Genomic DNA, 18,316 nt, shown 5'->3' on the forward strand with positions numbered 1-18,316 from the left:
GCTCGCGCGTTGACATCACGCGGCGCCGATCGCGTGGTAGTCGCGGCTGAACCAGATCAGCCCGCGCAGCGCCGCCCCCTCGCGCACCGCCTGCACCTCGCAGAGCAGGACGGAATGAGTGCCGCGCTCGACCACTTCGGCGATGCGGCAGTCGAAGGCGACGGTCGCGCCATCGAGGCTCGGCGCGCCGGTCTCCATGATGCCCCAGGTGGCGTGCGAGAAGCGCTCGGCCATGTCGGCCTCGGCGCTGCGCCCGGCGAAGCGGCCCGACAGCGCCTCCTGCCCCGGTGCCAGGGTGTTCACGCAGAGCACGCCATTGTCCTTGAACAGGCGGTTCTGCGGGCTGCCGCGATTGAGGCAGACCAGCAGCGTCGGCGGATCGTCGCTGACCGAACACACCGCGCTCACAGTCAGGCCACCCAGCCCGGCGGGGCCGTCGGTGGTCACGATGTTCACCGCTGCCCCCAGCCGGGCCATGGCGTCGCGGAATTCCTGTTTGGTCACGGTCATGCGGAGGTTCCTGATGCGGCCGCCATCGTGGTGGCGGCGGCGCGGCTGGCAAAGGTCATGGCGGTCACGACGGGCGCGGGCAAGGCACGAAGCGGATCGCGTCGATGCGGGCCTCGACGCGGGTGCCGGTATCGTCGGAATCGACCGCGATCGCGATCTTCTCGACCGGCGGCACTTGGCCGCCGAAGGTCTCGCGCCACAGCGCGGGCAGGTTCACGCGTTCTTCCTTCCATACGCCCTGCGCGGCCTGCGCCGTGCGCAGCACGAACACACGGCCGAGCCCCGCCATGTAGGGGCTTTCGAAGCCGCGCGGTTCCTGCCCGGTGCCGCCCCAAACGAACACCAGCGCGGCGCGCGGCAGCGGGCGCCCGCCGGCATTGGCCTGCGCCACGGCGTGCTGGGTGCGCTGCCAGGCGCTGGCGCGTTCGGGCCAGCCGGCGAAACCGATGGTGACCGAGATGGCCCGGTCATCTCCGCCGCGGCGGTCGAGCCGCGTAGGTGGCGGCCCGTGATCCACGCGCCAGCGCCAGGACAGGCATTCTGCAGGCCGCCGTTCGAAGCGCCATAGGAAGCCGCCCTGTCCACGAGAGGATATGGTAGCGCCATCCTCGCCCACCGGTGTCAGGCGTGCGCGCGGGACGCCCGACCACCCGCCTTCGTGCCAGCCGGTTCCCGCGCCAGGCGGCGGTGCCGGCGCAGCCGCGCAGAGCGTAACGGTGGCGATGGCGGCGGCGATGCGGCGCATCCGGCACATGTGCCACGTCGACCGGCGCGAACAAGGGGAAAGGCGTGGCGCGATCGTGCCGCCACGCAGGGACGCCCAAGCGCTGCGCAGCATGGCCGAACAGTCTGCCGCACGCGCGGGCAGGCCCTGCGGGTTGCCGGCGGCCGAGGCAGTCCCGGCGCCGGATGCCCGCCGGCGGCACGCGCGGGTGCCGGGCGTCAGTCGGCGCGACGCAGCGGCGTCGCGACCGGCGCGCTCAACGCCTGCTTGACGAGTCCGGCACCGGCCCGCACCCCACCCGGCCACCCACATCAGTATGCTGGGATGGGTGGTCGGGTGGGGGTGCGGGCCGGTGCCGGACTTCAAGATTGCGCCGACAGGCGCAGTCTTAGACAGACACTCAGCGCTTCACGACCCCGCCGCCGCCACCACCGAGATTGCCGCCGGGGCCGAGGTTGCCGCCCGGCCCCAGATTGCCCCCGCCCAGGTTGCCGCCGCCGCCGAAATTGCCTCCGCCCGCCACGCCGCGGTTGCGGAAGGCGGCGGTCACGGCCTCCACCAGAGGGCCGCTGTCATTCGCCTGGTCGGTGACCCAGGCGAAGACCACCGCGATGCGGTGGCCGGAGATGCAGCGCACCGTCAGTGCCTCCTCCCCGCGCCAGCCGAAAATGGTCTGCCGGTCCTGCGAGATGCTGGCGCGAAAACCGGCCCCTTCGACCGCGCGGCTGCCGATCGCCAGGCATTCCTCCTGGTTGTTGGATGGCAGCTGCGCCCAGGCGGTGGAGACCGAGGAGGCCATCGCGGGTGCTGCGGCCAACCCGAGCGCCAGCGCTGCGGCGGCCAGGCGGATCGGGGTGCGGATCATGGAAACCTCCTGCTCATGGGCGGTCGGGTGGACCCCAGACTAGCGCATGCAGAATGCAGGTCGAGCATCATCGCGGCGCTGCAGCGCTTCACCCGCCGGGCGGGGCGGCCAGCCGATAGAGCAGGTGCTGGCGCAGCGGATGCCCCGGCGGCAGGCGCGGGTGCTCGAAGGTGCCATCCGCCCGCATGCCGAGCCGTTCCATGAGCCGCCACGAACCCTCATTGCCCGGCACCGTGAAGGACACGACCTCGGGCAGGTGCAATTCGCCGAACGCGAAGTCGAGTGCGGCGCGCGCCGCTTCCTCGGCGTAGCCGCGGAAGCGGAAGCCCGGGGTGATACGCCAGCCGATCTCGACCGCGGGGGTGAAGCGCGCCTCCCAGGGAACGGTCATCAGCCCGACCACACCCACGAAGGGCGCGCCGCCGCGTTCCTCGACGACCCAGAAGCCCCAGCCATGGGCCTCCATGTGGGTCTGCATGCGTTCGGCCCAGGCATCGCTTTCCGCACGGGTCATGGGCGCGGGGAAGTGGCGCATGCTGTCGGGATCGCCGTTGATGGCGAACAGGGGCTCGAGGTCCTCCGGGCGCCAAGGGCGCAGGGCCAGTCGGGGGCTGAACAGCGTCCGCGGTGTCATGGGCCGGGCAGCCTAGCGCGGGCACGCCGGGGCGCAGAGTGAGACGGGTCACACCCCACGACCCGGCCCCAGGGCGGGACATGGAACGGTCGTTGCGGGATTGCATGCAAAGCGGCACGCCTGCCGCGCAGGGTGGGAGTCCAGGATCACGGCCGGGTTTCTGCTCGCAGCAGCTGCAGCCGACAGCCTGTCCGGCGGCGACAACGGCGTCGGCGATGTCTTCGAGGTTACCTAGGCAGGCCAGCTGGTCGGCACCGACACCATCCGGGGCGGCATCGGCACGGGCATCGACATCATCTCGGTGCAGGCGGCCATGCCGGGGGCCGCGGCCGTCGACGGTATTGCAGTGATCGACCGCTTCGTCCTCAACGGCGCCGGCGGCGCGGCGGTACGCCTGGCCTCCGACCTGGTCAGCCAAAGCGGACGCAGCTCGGTTGTCGTGGACGCGAACGGATCCGACGACATCGTGGTGGATGGCCGGGGCACCGGCACGATCCAGTACCAAGGCCGCACCGGCGCCGACCTGATCATCGCGGGCAGAGGCGCCGACACCATTGAGGGCCTGACCGCCGGCGACACGGTGGTCGGCGGCGATGGTGGCGACCGGATCACCCTTGGCGGAGGCGGCAGCGCGGACTCCTATGCGGTCATCGTCAGCGAATTCGACGGGACCGGCGACATCAACGGCGTGGTCACCAACTCGACCGCCGGCACGGTCCTCAACACCGACGTCGACGGCAACGACTATTGCAGCGGAGTGGCAGGCGCTCGGGCTGAGTGGCGGCATCACCTGCTCCTGTACGCCGGGGCGGACGTCACGTTCGGCTGGGGCGCCAGCGTCCTGTCCACCAGCAGCGAGATCGCCGGCAATGCCGTCGGCTCGCTCACTGCCGTGCGCAACGCGGTGGGCGCGCGGATGGGCGCTGGCACGATCGGCGAGCGGATCATCCTGGTGATCGGCGGCGCCAACGAGGCTCAGGTCGGCGTCTATCTGTTCGAGGACGTGGATAACAACGCCACGATCGATGTCGCCGACACGCTGCGGCTGCTGGCGATCGGGGAAGGCGACGTGCCGACCTTCAACTCCGGCAAGGGCTTCAGGCTGCTGGAGCAGGACCTGTTCTGACGCACTGGCGGGGCGCTGCGCACTGGCCCGCCCGGCCCGCCCGGCGTAGGGTCGGCCCCCGGAGGACCCGTCCCATGCTGCTGCCATCCGCCGATGCCCTTGCCGCGCGCATACCCGATGGCGCACTGGTGGCGATCCCGCCGGACAATTCGCTGCCGTCGGTCGCCATCGCCAAGGCGCTGATCCGCCGCCGGGCGCGCGGGCTGCGGCTGCTCGGCGTGCCGGTATCAGGCTTCGCGACCGACATCCTGATCGGCGCGGGCTGCGTGGCGGAGGTCGAGACTTCCGCCGTCAGCCTCGGCGAGGCCGGCTTCGCGCCGCGGTTTTCCGCCGCGCTGAAGGCCGGGCGCATCGTGGTGCGCGACGCCACCTGCCCGGCCATCCACACCATGCTGCAGGCGGCCGAGAAGGGCGTGCCCTTCATGCCCCTGCGCGGGCTGATCGGCAGCGACATCCTGGCCAACCGGCCGGACTGGAAGGTGATGCCCAACCCCTTCGCGGAAGATGGCGCGGACCCCATCGTGCTGCTGCCGGCGAAGCAGCCAGACTTCGCGATCTTCCACGCAGCCATGGCGGACAGCGCGGGCAATGTGTGGCTCGGCCGCCGGCGCGAATGCGCCACCATCGCCCATGCGTCGAAGGCGGCGCTGGTCACGGTCGAGCGCGTGGTGGAGGGCAATTTCCTGGAAGACGAGCGCCTCGCCGCCGGTGCCATCAACGCCACCTACATCGATGCCGTGGCGGTGGCGCAGCGCGGCGCGCATCCGGTCGCGCTGCTCGACGAATACGGCTTCGATGCGGCCTACGTGGCGGACTATGCCCGCGCCGCGAAAACCGATGACGGCTTCCGCGCCTGGCTCGACCGCGAGGTGTTCGCCCCCAAGGCCGTCGCCGCATGATCGCGCCGGAGGAACGCATCGTCGCCGCTCTCGCGCGCCTCATCCTCGACCCCGCCGCACCGCCCGCGCGTCACATCGCGGTGGGTGCCGCATCGCCCATGCCGGCGGCCGCCTGCTGGCTGGTCAAGCTGATGGGCCACGACGTGCGGCTATCCCTGCTGCACAAGCGATCCGGCAATCCCTTCACCGAGGGCACGCGCGAATTGTTCGACCTGACCGGCCAGGGGCGGATCGACCTGTTCTTCCTGGGCGGCGGGCAGATCGATGGGCAGGCGAACCTGAACTTGGTCGGCACCGGGGACTGGCCGGGGACAGGCGTGCGCTTCCCCGGGTCCTTCGGCTCCGCCTTCATGTACTTCATGACCCCGCGCACCATCCTGTTCCGCGAGGAACATTCCCCGCGCGTGCTGGTGGACCGGGTGGACAACATCTCCGCGCCTGGCGTGAGCGCGCCGGGCGTGTTCCGCCGCGGCACCGCGCAGGCACTGGTCACCGGGCGCTGCGTGTTCCGCTTCCACCCCGATCGCGCACGCTTCTCGCTCGCCTCCCTGCATCCGGGCGAGACGGTGGACAGCGTGCGCGAGGCCACCGGTTTCGCCTTCGACGCCGAAGCCGAGATCCCCGCCACGCCCGACCCGACCGAGGCCGAACTCGCGCTGCTGCGCGGGCGCGTCTGTGACGAGATGGTCGAGACCTATCCCGAATTCTGCGCCCGCGTCTGGGGGCGCCGCGCCGCAGCGGCATGAACGACCCGGGGCTCGATGCGCTCGTCACCTGGCTGGTGCTGCCGGCCAGCCTGGCGGTGATGGCAGTGTGCCTGGCGCTGTGGCGCGCACGGCGTGACTGGGTGGTGGTGGACGGCGTGGTGCGCACCGCGCCCGACCCGCGCGACCATGGCGGGCTGACCGAGATCGCGGTCACGGCCACCGACGGCACCGAGCGGCTGCTGCGCCTGCATGTCCCCGCCGCGCGCGGGCGCGTGAAGGCCGGCCAGGTCGTCCGGCTCAGCCACCCGCCTGGCCATCCGGAGGCGATGCAGCCCGGTACGCCGATGCCGTTGCTGTTCGGCGCCGTGGCCGGGGCGCTGATGGCGATGCTCGGCGCCTCCATCCTGCTCGGAGCCTGAACGACGCGCGCTGTCGGCGTGGCTCGCGGCAGCGGCATCCGGCCGTGGCGACGCACACCGGGCTCCGTCGCGTCGGGCGCGCGGAAGGTTCGACAAACCGGCCCTGGTCGCGCATCTTCCGGGCCGCGATCGGAGGAAACCGGGACATGGACGACACCGCTGCACTCGGCGCCGGCACGGCGCTTTCGCCCGGCGCGCTGGCGGGGCTGCGCGTGGTGGACCTCACCCGCGTGCTCGGCGGGCCGTACTGCACCATGGTGTTGTCCGACCACGGGGCCGAGGTGATCAAGCTCGAACCCCCGCAGGGCGACGAGGTCCGCGACTGGGGCCCGCCCTTCAACAGCGATGGCGATGCGTCCTATTTCGTCGGCGTGAACCGCAACAAGCGGAGCGTGGGCCTGGACCTGTCGAAGCCAGCGGGGCGCGAGGTGCTGCTGCGCCTTCTCGAAGGGGCCGATGTGTTGGTCGAGAACTTCAAGCCCGGGTCCATGGAGAAATGGGGCCTGGGCTACGAGGCGGTGCTGTCGAAGAAGTTCCCCCGCCTGATCCATTGCCGCGTCTCGGGCTTCGGCGGCGAGGGCCCGCTCGGCGGCTTCCCCGGCTACGACGCGGTGCTGCAGGCCATGGTCGGCCTCATGTCCATCAACGGCACCGAGGATTCCGGGCCCACGCGCCTGGGCAACCCGATCGTGGACATCGCCACCGGCCTGTTCAGCACCATCGCCATCCTGATGGCGCTGCACGAACGCGAACGATCGGGCCGGGGCCAGTATTGCGACATGACGCTGCATGATTGCGGCATGGCGCTGCTGCATCCGCATGCCGCCAATTTCTTCCTGTCCGGCAAGCGGCCCAAGGCGACCGGCAACCCGCATCCGAACCTGGCGCCCTATTCGAAGTTCACGACAAAGACCTGCGAGATCTTCGTCGCCGCCGGCAACGACCCGGCCTTCCGCAAGTTCTGCGACTTCCTCGGCATCCCCGAGGTCGCGAAGGACCCGCGCTTCGCCACCAACGGCGAGCGCGTGGTGAACAAGGCCGCGCTGACCGAGGTGTTGAACGCGCGGTTCGCGAACGAGGACGGGCACGACCTCACGCGCCGCATGCTCGCCGCCGGCCTGCCGGCCGGCCCGGTCCTGCATGTCGATGAAGCGATGGCCGCCGAACACACGGCCTACCGCAACATGGTGGCGCAGATCGGCGATTTCCGTGCCCTGAACACGCCGATCAAGCTGTCGCGCACGCCCGGCGGCGCCCGCACGGCACCGCCACGCTTCAACCAGCATGGGCGCGACGTGCTGGCCGCACGGGGGTTCAGCGCGGACGAGATCGCCGCGCTGGAGAATGACGGCGTGATCGTGGGGACGCGCAGGAAGTAGCGCGGCGCGATGGAGACCAACGCGACCAGGGCGGCCGCCCGGTCGCGCATCGCAGACATACTCCGCGAGCGTGGCACCGACCGCCTTGGCATCCGCTGGCCGCGCCTGGACGCCACCGCCGCCGGCAGCCGCGCGCCGCGGCTCGACTGCCTGCTGCGCTGCCTGCCCGGGACGCTCACCGGCATGGAGGTCGTGCTGGCGGCAAACGGGCTCGGCCCGCCGGACTACCCCGCCGCGCGCGCGCCCTGGCCTGGCTGGTCGCGGCGGAGATCGTCGACTTCTACGCGATCAGTTGACGGCGCCGTTCACGGCGTACGCCGCGACAGGCTCACCGCATAGGCCGCCGCGCGCGCCTGCAGCACCGGGTCGTCGCTCATTTCGATCCCCGGCGCCTGGTCGAGGATCATGAAGCTGATCGGATCGCAGGGCCCGCCCGCGCCGGCCTCGACCGACGTCACGGTCAGCCGCCCAACCACGGTGCGCGGCCGGTCCGCCGGCCAGGCCACGGTCGGGTTCAGCAGGTCGTCCCCCTGGCCGGGGAACTGCAGCACCATGTCGAATTCGACCGGTCCGGCGCCGACGCGGCGGCGCAGTTCGTCGGCCAGGAAGTTCGCGCCCAACGACTGCATCTGCGCCTCGGTCAGGCGCTCGGTCCCTGCGCGCGGTTCGAAGACCCAGCGCGCAGGCCGCTGCTGCCCGTCCTGGCCGCGGAACAGGAAGGTGTTCACGCCCCAGTATGGCGTGGTGGCGAAGCTCGCCGGCGGGTTGTTGGCGGCCAGGTAGCGGCCCTGGTTCCCCACGGTGGGGTTCGCCGCGACATAGGCCGCATAGGCCGCCGCGCGCTCGGGGTTCGGGCGCCCCGTCGCGGGGTCGTTGGCGCGCGACAGAAGCCCGTTCACCAGCGTCTCGGGCTTGTCCGCGCCGAACACCGGGGCGGAGATGTTCGCCATCTCGAACAGGTCGCCCGTCGGGCTTTCGAAGCGGATCGACAGGCCTCGCGTGCCGCGGGCGCTGTCGGACGCATTTGGATTCGCGCCAGCCACGCCGAAGCGGATGATCGCGTTGTTGCGCTGCCCGCTGAACACCGGGGCAACCGACAGGCGCGTGCCGTCGGGTGTGGCGGTGAAATGCCCGGCGGCGCAGACCCCCTTGGGGTGGCTCGGCCGATGCGTGCGGATCGGGCCGAGGGCCGCCTCGAAGGCATTGACGATGGTCTCGGGGTCCGGCTGGGCCGGCGCGGGCGTGGCAGTGGCGAAAACCGCAGCCAGGGCAACGGCCCCGGCGCGCAGGACAGATGGACGGATCGGACGGGTCATGGTCGGTCTCTCCGTGGGGATGGGCGGATCACCCGGGACGCAGGTGTCGCGACGCGCGTGGTTTGCCATACCGCGCTTCGCCCCCGCCAGCGAAACGGTTACGCACCGCGCGCCGCGAACCGCGCGACCAACGCCTCCTGCCCGGGTGTCTCGACCGCGCCGGCGTGATAGGTGGCCCTGACCCAGCCGAGCGGATCGGCCACCCCCGTCATGGCGCCGAGGCACGCGAGCGCCATGCCGGTGCGCCCCAGCCCCGCGCGGCACCCGACATGATAGGTGCCGCCGGGATCGGCGCGCATCGCCGCCAGCATCGCGCCCAGCACGTCACGCAGCGCCGCGTCCTCGGGCACACCGAAATCGGGCACGTCGAGGCGCCATTCGGCCTCGGCCACGCGGGCGGCGCGCGGCTCAAGGCACAGACCGCGCGCGCCGGGCGGCAGGGAATCGAATGGCCCGCCGGTGACGCGCACGGGCTGGCCATCGACCATCAGCGTGACGGCGCCGCGCGGCGCGCCCGCCGTCATGTGCCCTCCGGCGTGAAGCGGAGCGTCGCTTCCAGCCCGTCGCGCGCGAAGGTGCGGATCACCTCGCCGGGCACGCTATCCGTCGAGAAGGCCGTGTCGACCAGGTAGGTGCCGAAGCCTTCGGTCTGCGGCGGCACATGGATCAGTGGGCCGCCGCGTTCGACCCAGCGCAGTACCACGCGCCCGCCGGCCTGCCGGTGCCAGTCGATCGTGACACGGCCGCCCGGCACCGACAGCGCGCCGTACTTCGCCGCATTGGTCGCGAGTTCGTGCAGCGCATAGTTCAGGCTCAGCACCTGGGTGGGCGCGAGCAGCGGCGGTTCGCCCGCCTGCGGCGCGACCACGATCCCGCTGGCACCACCGCCCTGCCAGGGCGCCAGCGCCACCGCGACCACTGCATCGAGCGGCGCGCTGGTCCAGGCCGCCTCGGTCAGCAGGCCATGCGCGCGCGCCAGGCTGCGCAGCCTGGCGCCGAAGGTATCGAGGAAATCCTCGCCCTGCGCGCCGGCGGATGTCTGCACCGCGATCCCCTGCACCGTCGCGATCACGTTCTTCACGCGATGCTGCAGTTCATGGACGAGGATGGCGCGCTCGGCCTCGGCACGGCGGCGATGGGTGATGTCCTGCATCAGCAGGATCAGCGTCGGCGGCGCGTCGGGTTCGCGGTCGGCGCGCGCCATCGCGAGCCAGGATCGTCCCGGCGCCCCATCGCCCCCCTCGTCGACGACGGTATCGATCAGCGTGTTCGGCTGCTTCAGCGCCCCGCGAAGCAGCGCCGCCAGGCCCGGCACCAGCGCCGGCGGCATGAATCGGGCGATCGGCCGGCCCGTGGGATCGGCGGCGGGATCGCCGGCGATCGCCGTCATCGCGCCGTTCGCCATCACGAAGCGCAGTTGCGGGTCCAGCATCGCGATGCCGAGCGGCGCGGTGTCGTAGATGGCACGGATGCGGGCATCCGCCTCGGCTTCCACGGCGCGGGCCGCGCGCCGCGCGCCGATCCCGGCGGCGAAGGCGATGCACAACAACGCCGCCACCCCGGCCCCGCCGCCGATCAGCAGCCGCCGCGCGACATCCGCCTGCTGTTCGGCACGTTCGTCCGCGATCCGATGGGTTTCCGCGGCGGCTTCGCGCACGCGGTCCATCGCGGCCTTGCCGTCGCCCGCCAGGACACGCGCGACGGCGGCGGTCGCGCCACTTTCGCGGAAGGCGTCGATGGTGATGGCGAGTTCAGATCGCTTCTGCGCCGTGGCGTCCAGCATCTCCTGCAGGACGGGGCGCAACGGGCCATCGACCGGGCGCAGCGCGAGGGAGTGCTCGACCGCCTGCACCGCGGGGGTCAGACGTTCCTCGGCCCGGTGATAGGGCAGGAGATACGCCTCCTGGCCGGTCAGCAGGTAGCCGCGCTGGCCGGTCTCGGCATCGAGCAGCGCGGCGAGCAGCTTGTCGGCATTCGCCGCCGCGGCCCGCAAGCGCTCGGCCTCGGTTGCCGCGCCGATCACCTTCGGCACGCCGAAGCCGACCAGGACGGTGGCCAGCACCAGCGCGAGCGCCGAGGCGCGCCACGCGAGCCGCCCCGGCTCCGTGGTGCGCAGCACGGCATCCGGGTCCCTGGCGGCCGGAACGTCAGCCGCTGGTGCCATGCCCCGCCGTGTTGACCACCACGGGTTCGATCATGCTCTCGGCCTCGCGCTTCAGGCGCAGGTACGACCGCACCGAGAACGGGATCATGCCGAGGTAGATCAGCCCCGCGATCGCCAGCGCTGCCCAGGGTTCGGCCAGCAGGAGTGCGACGAACAGCCCGGTGCCCAGCAGCAGAGGCAGCACGTAGGCGCGCGGGATCTTGAAGTTCTTGAACGACCAGGTCGGCACGGTGCTGACCAGCAGCCCGGCGACCGTCACCATCACCACGCCCACGAAGGCCGGGTGGCGCACCGCCGCGGCCATCGACTCCCACCCCATCTGCTGCAGCCACAGCCCCAGGAACAGCGGGAACAGTGCGCAGCCGGCACCGGCCGGCGCCGGCACGCCGGTGAAGAAGTTGTAGGCATAGGCCGGCTTCACGCCCTGCCCGACATCCAGCGAGGCGTTGAACCGCGCAAGCCGCAGCGCCATGCACACCGCGAACAGCAGGCAGGGCGCGAAGCCCAGCGCGCGGTAGTCCTGCATGGTCCAGAAATACAGGATCAGCCCCGGCGCGACGCCGAAGCACAGGAAGTCCGACAGGCTGTCGAATTCCGCGCCGAAGCGCGACGTGGCTTTCAGCAGCCGCGCGAGCCGTCCGTCGAGTCCGTCGATCACTGCCGCCACCACGATCAACACCGCGGCCTGGTCGAAGCGCCCTTCGAAGGCGAAGCGGATCGCCACCAGCCCGCAGCATAGGCCGAGCATCGTGAGGATGTTCGGGATCAGCCGGTTGAACGACGTGCCGTCGAAGCGCGGGCGGGTGCGCGGGCGGAAGCGGCGGCGCAGCAGGCGGACGCGGGCGGGGTCGCTCATGGGGCGCCTGCGGCGCGGCGGCGCCGATTCAGACCTTCGGTGCTCGCCGGCCATGCCGGCTGCGCCCTGCGGTCATCGGTGCGCTTCGTGGCGCCTGCGGCGCGGCGGCGCCGATTCAGACCTTCGGTGCTCGCCGGCCATGCCGGCTGCGCCCTGCGGTCATCGGTGCCGGTCACGGCCCACCCAGCTCCGCCAGCACCGTCTCGCCGCCGATCATGGTCTGGCCGACGCTCACGATCGGGCGCAGGCCCTCGGGCAGGTAGACATCGGTGCGGCTGCCGAAGCGGATGATGCCGAAGCGGTCGCCCGCCTGCACCGCATCCCCCACCTTCGCGTCCGACAGGATGCGCCGCGCCACCAGGCCGGCGATCTGCACCACCGCGAGGTCCCGCCCGTCGGGCAGCGCCAGCGCGATGGCGTTGCGCTCGTTCTCTTCGCTCGCCTTGTCGAGGTTGGCGCTGAGGAACTTGCCGTGCCGGTAGGCCACGCGCGTGACGGTGCCATCCACCGGCATGCGGTTCACGTGGACGTCCAGCACCGACAGGAAGATCGCCACGCGCCAACGCGGCGCGGGGCCGAGGCCGAGTTCCTCCGGCGGCACCGCGGGCACGATGCTGACCACCTTGCCGTCCGCCGGCGCGATGACCAGGCCGGGCCGCCCGGGCGGGTAACGTTCCGGATCGCGGAAGAAATACAGGCAGAAGGCGAGGAACGCCGCCGCCAGCCAGAACAGCCAGTCGCCCAGCAACAGCAGGCCGAGCAGCGCCGCCACCCCCCCGCCGATCAGGAAGGGCCGCGCCGCCGGATGCGGCGGCGCAAGCACGAGACGAAGACTTTGTCCAAGGGCCATGTGGCCGCGGTTATGGTGTGTTCACCAGTCCTGGACAACCCTGCATCCATGCAGACCATCCCCCTCGGCCCGTTTGCCGTCACGCCGGACGGGGCGTTCGCCCCGCGCGCGCCCCACCCGTTGCCTTGCCTGCGCTTCGCCTGGCGTGGCCGCGCCTGCGAGGCACGGATCGCTGCCGAAGGCGTGCGGATGGCGGTGGATGTCGGGCGCATCCCGTCCACGGCCGACCCTGGCGCGGATCGCAGGCGGGCCTTCGCCGCCCTGGCCGACCTGCCGGCCTCCCTGCCGCCGGGCCTGCAGGCGCGACTGCTGCCCGACCACCGGATCCGCGTCGAGGCCACCGCCGCGGTCATCCCGCCGGCAAATGCGATCGCGCTGGTCGCCGCCCTGGTGCGCTTCGCGCTCGAGATCGACCCATGGCTCGATCGGCTCGAGGCCGACGGGCTGGCGCAGGCGGCCTGACCGGGCCGGTCAGCGCAGCAAGGCAGTGGCCGCCAGGGCCGGGGCGGCCGCCAGCACGGGGCCGGCCCAGGGGCCGATCCTCCGCGGCAGGCGCCCGGCCACCCATGGCCCGGCCAGCAAGGCCAGCGCCGGTGCGGCGGCGGCGGCCCAATCCGCCGGCGCCCCGCGCCCGAGCACCGGCACCGCCGCGATGCCCGCCAGCATGACGCCGAGCGCAACACGCACCGGCGCCGCCCCGGCCTGCCGGCCCAGCGCCGCGCCCAGCACCGCGCCCAATCCCGCCAGCGCATAGGCCAGATGAGGCCCGCGCGCCGCCGCGAGCGCGAGCCCGGCCGCAAGCATCGCCCAGGCCACCGCCATGGCCGGGCCACCACGCAGCGCACCCGCGCCCATGGCCAAGGCCAGGGCCGCCGCGACGGGGGCGGCCCGCAGCATCGTATCCGGGTGCAGCGGCGCACCGCTCATCCACCAGGCGCCGGCCAGCACGCCGATCGCACCGGCCACCGCCCGCGCGGCGCGCCCGCGCAGCACGGCCACCACCACTGCGCCGCCGAGCGCGACCAGCGCCAGCATGGGCAGGCGTTCGGCCAATTGGCGCGGCGATGCCCCGACCACGCCCGTCACAGCGAGGCACCCCGCCGCAAGCCCGACCGCGCCAGCCAGGGCGGAGACCGCCGGCAGGCGCAGGACCCGCCCCGCCGCCAGCAGCACGAGTGTCCCCAGCAGCGCGACCGCCGCCCCCCTGACAACCGCCGGAACCGCATCAAATCCCATCCAGCACCCCTGCCCGAGGCTTCGCGGCACCTGCCCCGCCATGCCAGGGTGCACTGCGGCAAGGAGCAAGTGCATGAGCGAGAAACTGGTGCCCGTGAAGGTCTGGGACGGCTGGGTGCGGCTGTTCCACTGGGGCACGGCGGGCTGCGTGCTGGTGTCGTACTTCAGCGCCAAGTCCGGCGCGTGGAACCTGCACTACGGATCGGGCTACCTGCTGCTGACGCTGGTTACGTTCCGCATCCTGTGGGGCCTCGTGGGGTCCGAGAATGCGCGCTTCTGGACCTTCCTGCGCTCCCCGCTGGCCGCGCTGCGCCAATTGGGCAAGTTCCGTCGCGTCGAACCCGACACCGAGACCACCCACAACCCCGCCGGTGCCTGGATGGTGGTGGTGCTGCTCGCCCTGCTGCTGGCGCAAGGTGTCTCGGGGCTGATGGCCAACCACGATGTCGGCTTCACCTATTCGCAGCACGGCCCTCTCGCGAACTGGGTCAGCGAATCCACGTCGGAGCGCATGACCAACCTGCATGCCACGCTGATCAACCTGCTGCTGCTCGCGGTGCTGGCGCATGTCCTGGCGGTGGTGTCCTACCGCCTGTTCAAGGGGCAGGACCTGGTGGTGCCGATGGTGACCGGGACCAAGCGGATCCCGGCCTCCCATGCGAAGGCGCCGCGGCTTGCGAACCCCGCGCTGGGCGCGGTGCTGCTGGCGGCCGCGGCGTTCGGCGTCTGGTACGTCAGGCGCCTGGGCATGGGCGCCTGACGCGCCGTTCAGCGCGCCGGGCCGCGATAGGGGCGGTGGCAGGTGCCGCAGGTCGCGCCGGTCTGGTTGAAGGCCGCGGTGGTCGCGGCCACGTCGCCCGAGGCCGCCGCGGCGCGCAGCGCCTGCAGCTGGGTGATCATGTTGGCGTTCACCTGCTCGAATCCGGCGCGGTCGGACCAGATGGTGGGCAGCGCGCGGGTATCCCCGGTGCCGCTGCCGGCCGGGAACAGGGCGGGCAGGCCGCGGTAGAAGGCGATCATGGCGTCCACACGCTCGACCAGCGGGCGGGTGTCACCGCGCGCATCGGTCACGGCCTTGATCGCTTCCATCTGGCGGCCCATGCCACGCAGGCCGTCACGGCGCTGCGCGATGACATCCTGCGCGAACGCCGCGCTGGCCGTGCACATGGCGGCGATCGCCGCGCCCGCGAGTATCCAGGACTTCATGAAGCATCCCTTTCGTTGAGGCCTTCGGCCGCGCGTCCTTCGCACGATCCGAGGATAAGGTGCCAGCGCGGATCGGCAATGACCCGTGACAAAGTCGCGCGCACCCCGGCTTGCGGGCGCGGGGGCGGGTCGCTATACCGCCGCCTCCGCAGTGGGCCGGCGCCGGAGTGTAGCTCAGCCTGGTAGAGCACTGTGTTCGGGACGCAGGGGCCGGAGGTTCGAATCCTCTCACTCCGACCAATCCCGCCCGCCGCGGCGAAGGCCCCCTGAGCGATCAGGGGGCCTTTTTCTTTGGCACCGAAGCGTTTCCTTGGGTGCGCGCCGGGCCCGCGGCAGACTCGCCGCATGAACCGCGCCTTTCTGACCGCCGTCCTGTCGCTGCTGTGCCTGGCGCCGCTGGGCGTCCGGGCGGAAGCCTCCCCGCCGCCGATCGCCCCGGGCACGCCCTACGCCGCCGCGCGAGAGGCGCTGCTGCGCGATGGCTGGCAGCCGCTGCGCGACCCCGAGGCCGATGCCTGCGGCGCCACCGAACGGCGCTGCACCGGACGGCCCGAGATGGTGGCCTGCGCCGGCACCGGGGAAGCTCCCTGCATCTTCGCCTGGCAGCGGGGCGGCGTTGCGATCGAGGTGATCACGCGCGGCGAGGAGACCACCGTCGCGGCCCTGCGCACGCGCCGATAGATCCCGTTTCCGATCGGATGGGCTCATCCGACCGGGTGACGATGCTGGTGAAACCCACAGGCGATCGGAGCTTCAGCAAGCCACGGCGCGCGGCAACGGGGCTAGCGCACCGCCCAGACGATGAGCCGCTTCGCCGGCCAGACCCAGGCGATGCCCGCGATCGCGAAGAACAACAATTCGACCGTCCAGTGCAGCGCCCGGACATGGTCCGCCAGCAGCAGCACCACGACGACATAGGCGAGGAAACCGGCAATCCCGAGCAGGGCAGCGATGGTGGAGCGCGACATACAGGCGCATCTGCCGCTTCGGTCGCGTTTCGCCAAGACCTGTCAACAAACATGGACAGTTTGGGTGTCAATCTTCTAGTCTCGCTTCAGGAAGGCTAGCCAATCGCCGGCCCGCCCCCGCGGCTCTCGCGGCGGTGTCCCCCAACAGGACCGGCAGCGACCAGACGTGACCGCAACCGACACCATCGACCTCAAGGCCCATATCCGCGGGATCCCGGATTTCCCGAAGCCCGGCATCCTGTTCTACGACATCTCGACTCTGCTGCGGCACGGCGCCGCCTGGCGCGCCGCGGTGTCGCGCCTTGCCGCTGCGATCGGCCCGCACAAGCCCGACGTGCTGGCCGGCATCGAAAGCCGCGGCTTCCTGGTGGCGGCCCCGCTCGCTCTCGAGCTCGGCCTCGGCTTCGTCATGCTGCGCAAGCCGCGCAAGCTGCCGGGGCTCACCATCGGGCTGAACTACGCGCTGGAATACGGCACCGACCGGATCGAGATGCAGGCGGATGCCATCGCAAAGGGCCAGAGGGTCGTGCTCCTGGACGACCTGCTCGCGACGGGCGGGACCATGGCGGCGGGGATTTCCCTGCTCCGCCAGGCAGGGGCCGAGGTGCCGTGCGCGGCCGCGCTGATCGAGCTGACCTTCCTAGGCGGAAGGAGCAGGCTCGATGTCCCGTTCGAATCCCTCGTCGCTAGGGCCCGGGGACCGACCCGGCGCATGTGCATGCGATCCGCCGCGCCATCGCCGAACGCCATCCGCTCGACATCGAACTGGTGAACTACAAGCGCGACGGCACGCGCTTCGTGAACGAACTGCACATCTCCCCGGTCTTCGGGCCGGACGGCGCGCTGCTGCACTTCTTCGGCATCCAGCACGACGTTACCGCACGCGAGAAGCTGGCGCGCGCCAACCAGCGCGCGCGCCGCCAGGCGGAGAAGTCGTCGGCCGAAAAATCGGACTTCCTCGCTTTCATGTCGCACGAGATCCGCACGCCGATGAACGGCGTGATGGGCACCGTCTCGCTCCTGCTCGACACCGCGCTCGATGCCGAGCAACGCGCCTATGCCGAAACCGCGCGCCGCTGCGGGGAGACGCTGCTGTCCACGGTGAACGAGATGCTCGACCTGTCGCGCATCGAGGCCGGGCGGCTCAGCCTCGAGACGATCCCCTTCGACCTGGCCAAGCCGGTGACCGAGGTGCTGGACCTGCTCGGCCCCGCCGCGGCCGAGAAGGGCATCCGCCTGTCCGCCAGCATCGACCCCACCCTGCCCGCCCGCGTGGTGGGCGACCCGCAGCGGCTGCGCCAGGTGCTGTTGAACCTCGCGGACAATGCGGTGAAGTTCACGTCGTCCGGCGGCGTCGGCCTGCGGGTGGAGCGCGCCGAGGGCGAGGAACCGCGCATCCGCTTCGCCGTGGCGGATACCGGCATCGGCATCCCGCCCGAGGTGCAGCGCCGGCTGTTCCAACGCTTCGCGCAGGGCGCGTCGGACACCGCGCGGCGCTTCGGCGGATCGGGCCTGGGGCTGATGATCTGCCGGCGCCTGGTGGGGCTGATGGGCGGCAAGGTCGGGCTGGTCTCGACACCCGGAAAGGGATCGGTCTTCGCGTTCGACATCCCGCTGGCGCCGGTCGCGGAATCGGGCCGCCCGCCGGCCACGCTGCTGCCCACACCCGAAGCGGTCGCCGCGCGCGTCCCGCCGGGGGCGCGTGGACGAATCCTGCTGGCCGAGGATGGCGAGGCGAACCAGCTGGTCGCGGCCGCGATCCTGCGCAAGGCCGGCTATGCCGTGGACCTCGCCCGCGATGGCGAAGAAGCGGTGGGGGCGGCACGCACCGCCGCCTATGACGTGGTGCTGATGGATGTGCGCATGCCGCGCATGGATGGCTATGCCGCGACCGCGGCGATCCGCGCCATGACGGGCGCGGCGGGGCGCGTGCCGATCCTGGCCATGACCGCCTCGGCCATGGCGGGAGACCGGGAGAAGTGCCTGGCCGCCGGCATGGACGGGCACCTGCCCAAGCCGATGGACCGCGCCGTCCTGCTGCGCGCGGTAGCCGATGTGCTGGACGCGCGCCCGCGCCGCCCGCGCGCCCTGCCGCCAGTCGAGGAACCGCACGCCGTCCCCAGCCTGCTCGACCACACGACGCTCGAGGAATTGCGCAGCGCGGTCGGCCCCGGGCGGCTGCCGCGGCTGATCGGCGTCTTCGCCGAGGAGACCCGCGCGCGGCTGGCGCGGCTCGCCGCCACCACCGACCTCATGGCGATCGAGGAGGAGGCGCATGGGCTGAAATCGGCCGCCGGCACCTTCGGTGCGGCCGCGCTGCGCGAGACGGCCGCGGCGCTGGAAGCCGCCTGCGTGGCCGGCGAATCCCGCACCGCGCTGGCGCTGCGCGACACATTGCCGGGGCTGGTCGAACGTTCGCTCGCGGCCTATCCGGTGCGGCTGTCGGGCGGGGGCTGA

Annotated in this window: 21 protein-coding genes, 1 tRNA gene and 1 pseudogene; 11 read left to right on the forward strand and 12 right to left on the reverse strand. The window is 72.0% G+C overall.

What is annotated here, in order from left to right; all coding sequences use genetic code 11:
- Window positions 1-15: 15 nt before the first annotated feature.
- From MWM08_RS17390 to MWM08_RS17405, 4 genes are all read right to left on the reverse strand, one after another.
- The gene (locus tag MWM08_RS17390; RefSeq protein WP_244407763.1) at window positions 16-510 is read right to left on the reverse strand and encodes a flavin reductase; all 495 of its coding nucleotides are present in this window, start codon (window positions 508-510) and stop codon (window positions 16-18) included.
- 64 nt (window positions 511-574) lie between these two features.
- Window positions 575-1,255 carry a DUF3047 domain-containing protein gene (locus MWM08_RS17395; protein ID WP_244407764.1) on the reverse strand — a complete coding sequence of 227 codons (681 nt, stop codon included), beginning with the start codon at window positions 1,253-1,255 and terminating at the stop codon, window positions 575-577.
- Between the two features lie 379 nt (window positions 1,256-1,634).
- Window positions 1,635-2,099 carry a hypothetical protein gene (locus MWM08_RS17400; protein ID WP_244407765.1) on the reverse strand — a complete coding sequence of 155 codons (465 nt, stop codon included), beginning with the start codon at window positions 2,097-2,099 and terminating at the stop codon, window positions 1,635-1,637.
- Between the two features lie 88 nt (window positions 2,100-2,187).
- A complete protein-coding gene (locus MWM08_RS17405) occupies window positions 2,188-2,733 on the reverse strand; it encodes a GNAT family N-acetyltransferase (RefSeq protein ID WP_244407766.1) in 546 nt (181 codons plus the stop codon).
- 301 nt (window positions 2,734-3,034) lie between these two features.
- Between MWM08_RS17405 and MWM08_RS17410 the strand changes: the two genes are divergently transcribed.
- From MWM08_RS17410 to MWM08_RS17430, 5 genes are all read left to right on the forward strand, one after another.
- Window positions 3,035-3,859 (forward strand): hypothetical protein, encoded by an 825-nt coding sequence (locus tag MWM08_RS17410; RefSeq protein WP_244407767.1) that lies wholly within the window; start codon window positions 3,035-3,037, stop codon window positions 3,857-3,859.
- 74 nt (window positions 3,860-3,933) lie between these two features.
- On the forward strand, window positions 3,934-4,758 hold the full coding sequence (locus MWM08_RS17415) for a CoA transferase subunit A (protein WP_244407768.1): 825 nt from the start codon (window positions 3,934-3,936) through the stop codon (window positions 4,756-4,758).
- The gene (locus tag MWM08_RS17420; protein ID WP_244407769.1) at window positions 4,755-5,504 is read left to right on the forward strand and encodes a CoA-transferase; all 750 of its coding nucleotides are present in this window, start codon (window positions 4,755-4,757) and stop codon (window positions 5,502-5,504) included. Before MWM08_RS17415 ends, MWM08_RS17420 begins: the two co-directional genes overlap by 4 nt.
- Complete coding sequence (locus tag MWM08_RS17425; RefSeq protein WP_244407770.1) at window positions 5,501-5,884, forward strand: DUF3592 domain-containing protein; 384 nt, start codon at window positions 5,501-5,503, stop codon at window positions 5,882-5,884. The genes MWM08_RS17420 and MWM08_RS17425 overlap by 4 nt, the downstream gene beginning before the upstream one ends.
- A 146-nt stretch (window positions 5,885-6,030) precedes the next feature.
- Window positions 6,031-7,263: a CaiB/BaiF CoA transferase family protein gene (locus MWM08_RS17430; protein WP_244407771.1), complete on the forward strand. Its 1,233-nt coding sequence runs from the start codon at window positions 6,031-6,033 to the stop codon at window positions 7,261-7,263.
- Between the two features lie 305 nt (window positions 7,264-7,568).
- On the opposite strand, the gene MWM08_RS17435 is transcribed toward MWM08_RS17430, so the two are convergent.
- From MWM08_RS17435 to MWM08_RS17455, 5 genes are all read right to left on the reverse strand, one after another.
- Window positions 7,569-8,579 (reverse strand): catalase family peroxidase, encoded by a 1,011-nt coding sequence (locus MWM08_RS17435; RefSeq protein WP_244407772.1) that lies wholly within the window; start codon window positions 8,577-8,579, stop codon window positions 7,569-7,571.
- A gap of 98 nt (window positions 8,580-8,677) precedes the next feature.
- Window positions 8,678-9,103, reverse strand: coding sequence for a protein-tyrosine phosphatase family protein (locus MWM08_RS17440; protein WP_244407773.1), 426 nt, complete (start codon window positions 9,101-9,103; stop codon window positions 8,678-8,680).
- Entirely contained in the window at window positions 9,100-10,698 is a 1,599-nt protein-coding gene (locus MWM08_RS17445) for a sensor histidine kinase (protein ID WP_244407774.1), read from the reverse strand. Before MWM08_RS17445 ends, MWM08_RS17440 begins: the two co-directional genes overlap by 4 nt.
- A 28-nt stretch (window positions 10,699-10,726) precedes the next feature.
- Complete coding sequence (locus MWM08_RS17450; RefSeq protein ID WP_244407775.1) at window positions 10,727-11,599, reverse strand: CDP-alcohol phosphatidyltransferase family protein; 873 nt, start codon at window positions 11,597-11,599, stop codon at window positions 10,727-10,729.
- Between the two features lie 172 nt (window positions 11,600-11,771).
- On the reverse strand, window positions 11,772-12,449 hold the full coding sequence (locus MWM08_RS17455) for a phosphatidylserine decarboxylase (protein ID WP_244407776.1): 678 nt from the start codon (window positions 12,447-12,449) through the stop codon (window positions 11,772-11,774).
- Between the two features lie 48 nt (window positions 12,450-12,497).
- Between MWM08_RS17455 and MWM08_RS17460 the strand changes: the two genes are divergently transcribed.
- Complete coding sequence (locus MWM08_RS17460) at window positions 12,498-12,911, forward strand: hypothetical protein (RefSeq protein WP_244407777.1); 414 nt, start codon at window positions 12,498-12,500, stop codon at window positions 12,909-12,911.
- Window positions 12,912-12,920: 9 nt separating this feature from the next.
- On the opposite strand, the gene MWM08_RS17465 is transcribed toward MWM08_RS17460, so the two are convergent.
- The gene (locus MWM08_RS17465; protein WP_244407778.1) at window positions 12,921-13,685 is read right to left on the reverse strand and encodes a hypothetical protein; all 765 of its coding nucleotides are present in this window, start codon (window positions 13,683-13,685) and stop codon (window positions 12,921-12,923) included.
- 73 nt (window positions 13,686-13,758) lie between these two features.
- Between MWM08_RS17465 and MWM08_RS17470 the strand changes: the two genes are divergently transcribed.
- The gene (locus MWM08_RS17470; RefSeq protein ID WP_244407779.1) at window positions 13,759-14,445 is read left to right on the forward strand and encodes a cytochrome b/b6 domain-containing protein; all 687 of its coding nucleotides are present in this window, start codon (window positions 13,759-13,761) and stop codon (window positions 14,443-14,445) included.
- 8 nt (window positions 14,446-14,453) lie between these two features.
- On the opposite strand, the gene MWM08_RS17475 is transcribed toward MWM08_RS17470, so the two are convergent.
- Window positions 14,454-14,891, reverse strand: a complete 438-nt coding sequence (locus MWM08_RS17475) for a c-type cytochrome (protein ID WP_244407780.1) — start codon at window positions 14,889-14,891, stop codon at window positions 14,454-14,456.
- A 163-nt stretch (window positions 14,892-15,054) separates the two neighbouring features.
- Between MWM08_RS17475 and MWM08_RS17480 the strand changes: the two genes are divergently transcribed.
- Both MWM08_RS17480 and MWM08_RS17485 read left to right on the forward strand, forming a co-directional pair.
- A tRNA-Pro gene (locus MWM08_RS17480) sits at window positions 15,055-15,131 on the forward strand.
- 105 nt (window positions 15,132-15,236) lie between these two features.
- Window positions 15,237-15,572: a hypothetical protein gene (locus tag MWM08_RS17485; protein WP_244407781.1), complete on the forward strand. Its 336-nt coding sequence runs from the start codon at window positions 15,237-15,239 to the stop codon at window positions 15,570-15,572.
- 101 nt (window positions 15,573-15,673) lie between these two features.
- Here MWM08_RS17485 and MWM08_RS17490 read toward each other — a convergent pair whose 3' ends face one another.
- Complete coding sequence (locus MWM08_RS17490; protein ID WP_244407782.1) at window positions 15,674-15,859, reverse strand: DUF2842 domain-containing protein; 186 nt, start codon at window positions 15,857-15,859, stop codon at window positions 15,674-15,676.
- 184 nt (window positions 15,860-16,043) lie between these two features.
- Here MWM08_RS17490 and MWM08_RS17495 point away from each other — a divergent pair.
- Both MWM08_RS17495 and MWM08_RS17500 read left to right on the forward strand, forming a co-directional pair.
- Window positions 16,044-16,547: pseudogene (locus MWM08_RS17495) on the forward strand (adenine phosphoribosyltransferase); the annotation flags it as partial.
- Window positions 16,548-16,573: 26 nt separating this feature from the next.
- Complete coding sequence (locus tag MWM08_RS17500; protein WP_244407783.1) at window positions 16,574-18,316, forward strand: ATP-binding protein; 1,743 nt, start codon at window positions 16,574-16,576, stop codon at window positions 18,314-18,316.

This window comes from Roseomonas fluvialis, from assembly GCF_022846615.1.
Lineage (GTDB): Bacteria > Pseudomonadota > Alphaproteobacteria > Acetobacterales > Acetobacteraceae > Neoroseomonas > Neoroseomonas fluvialis.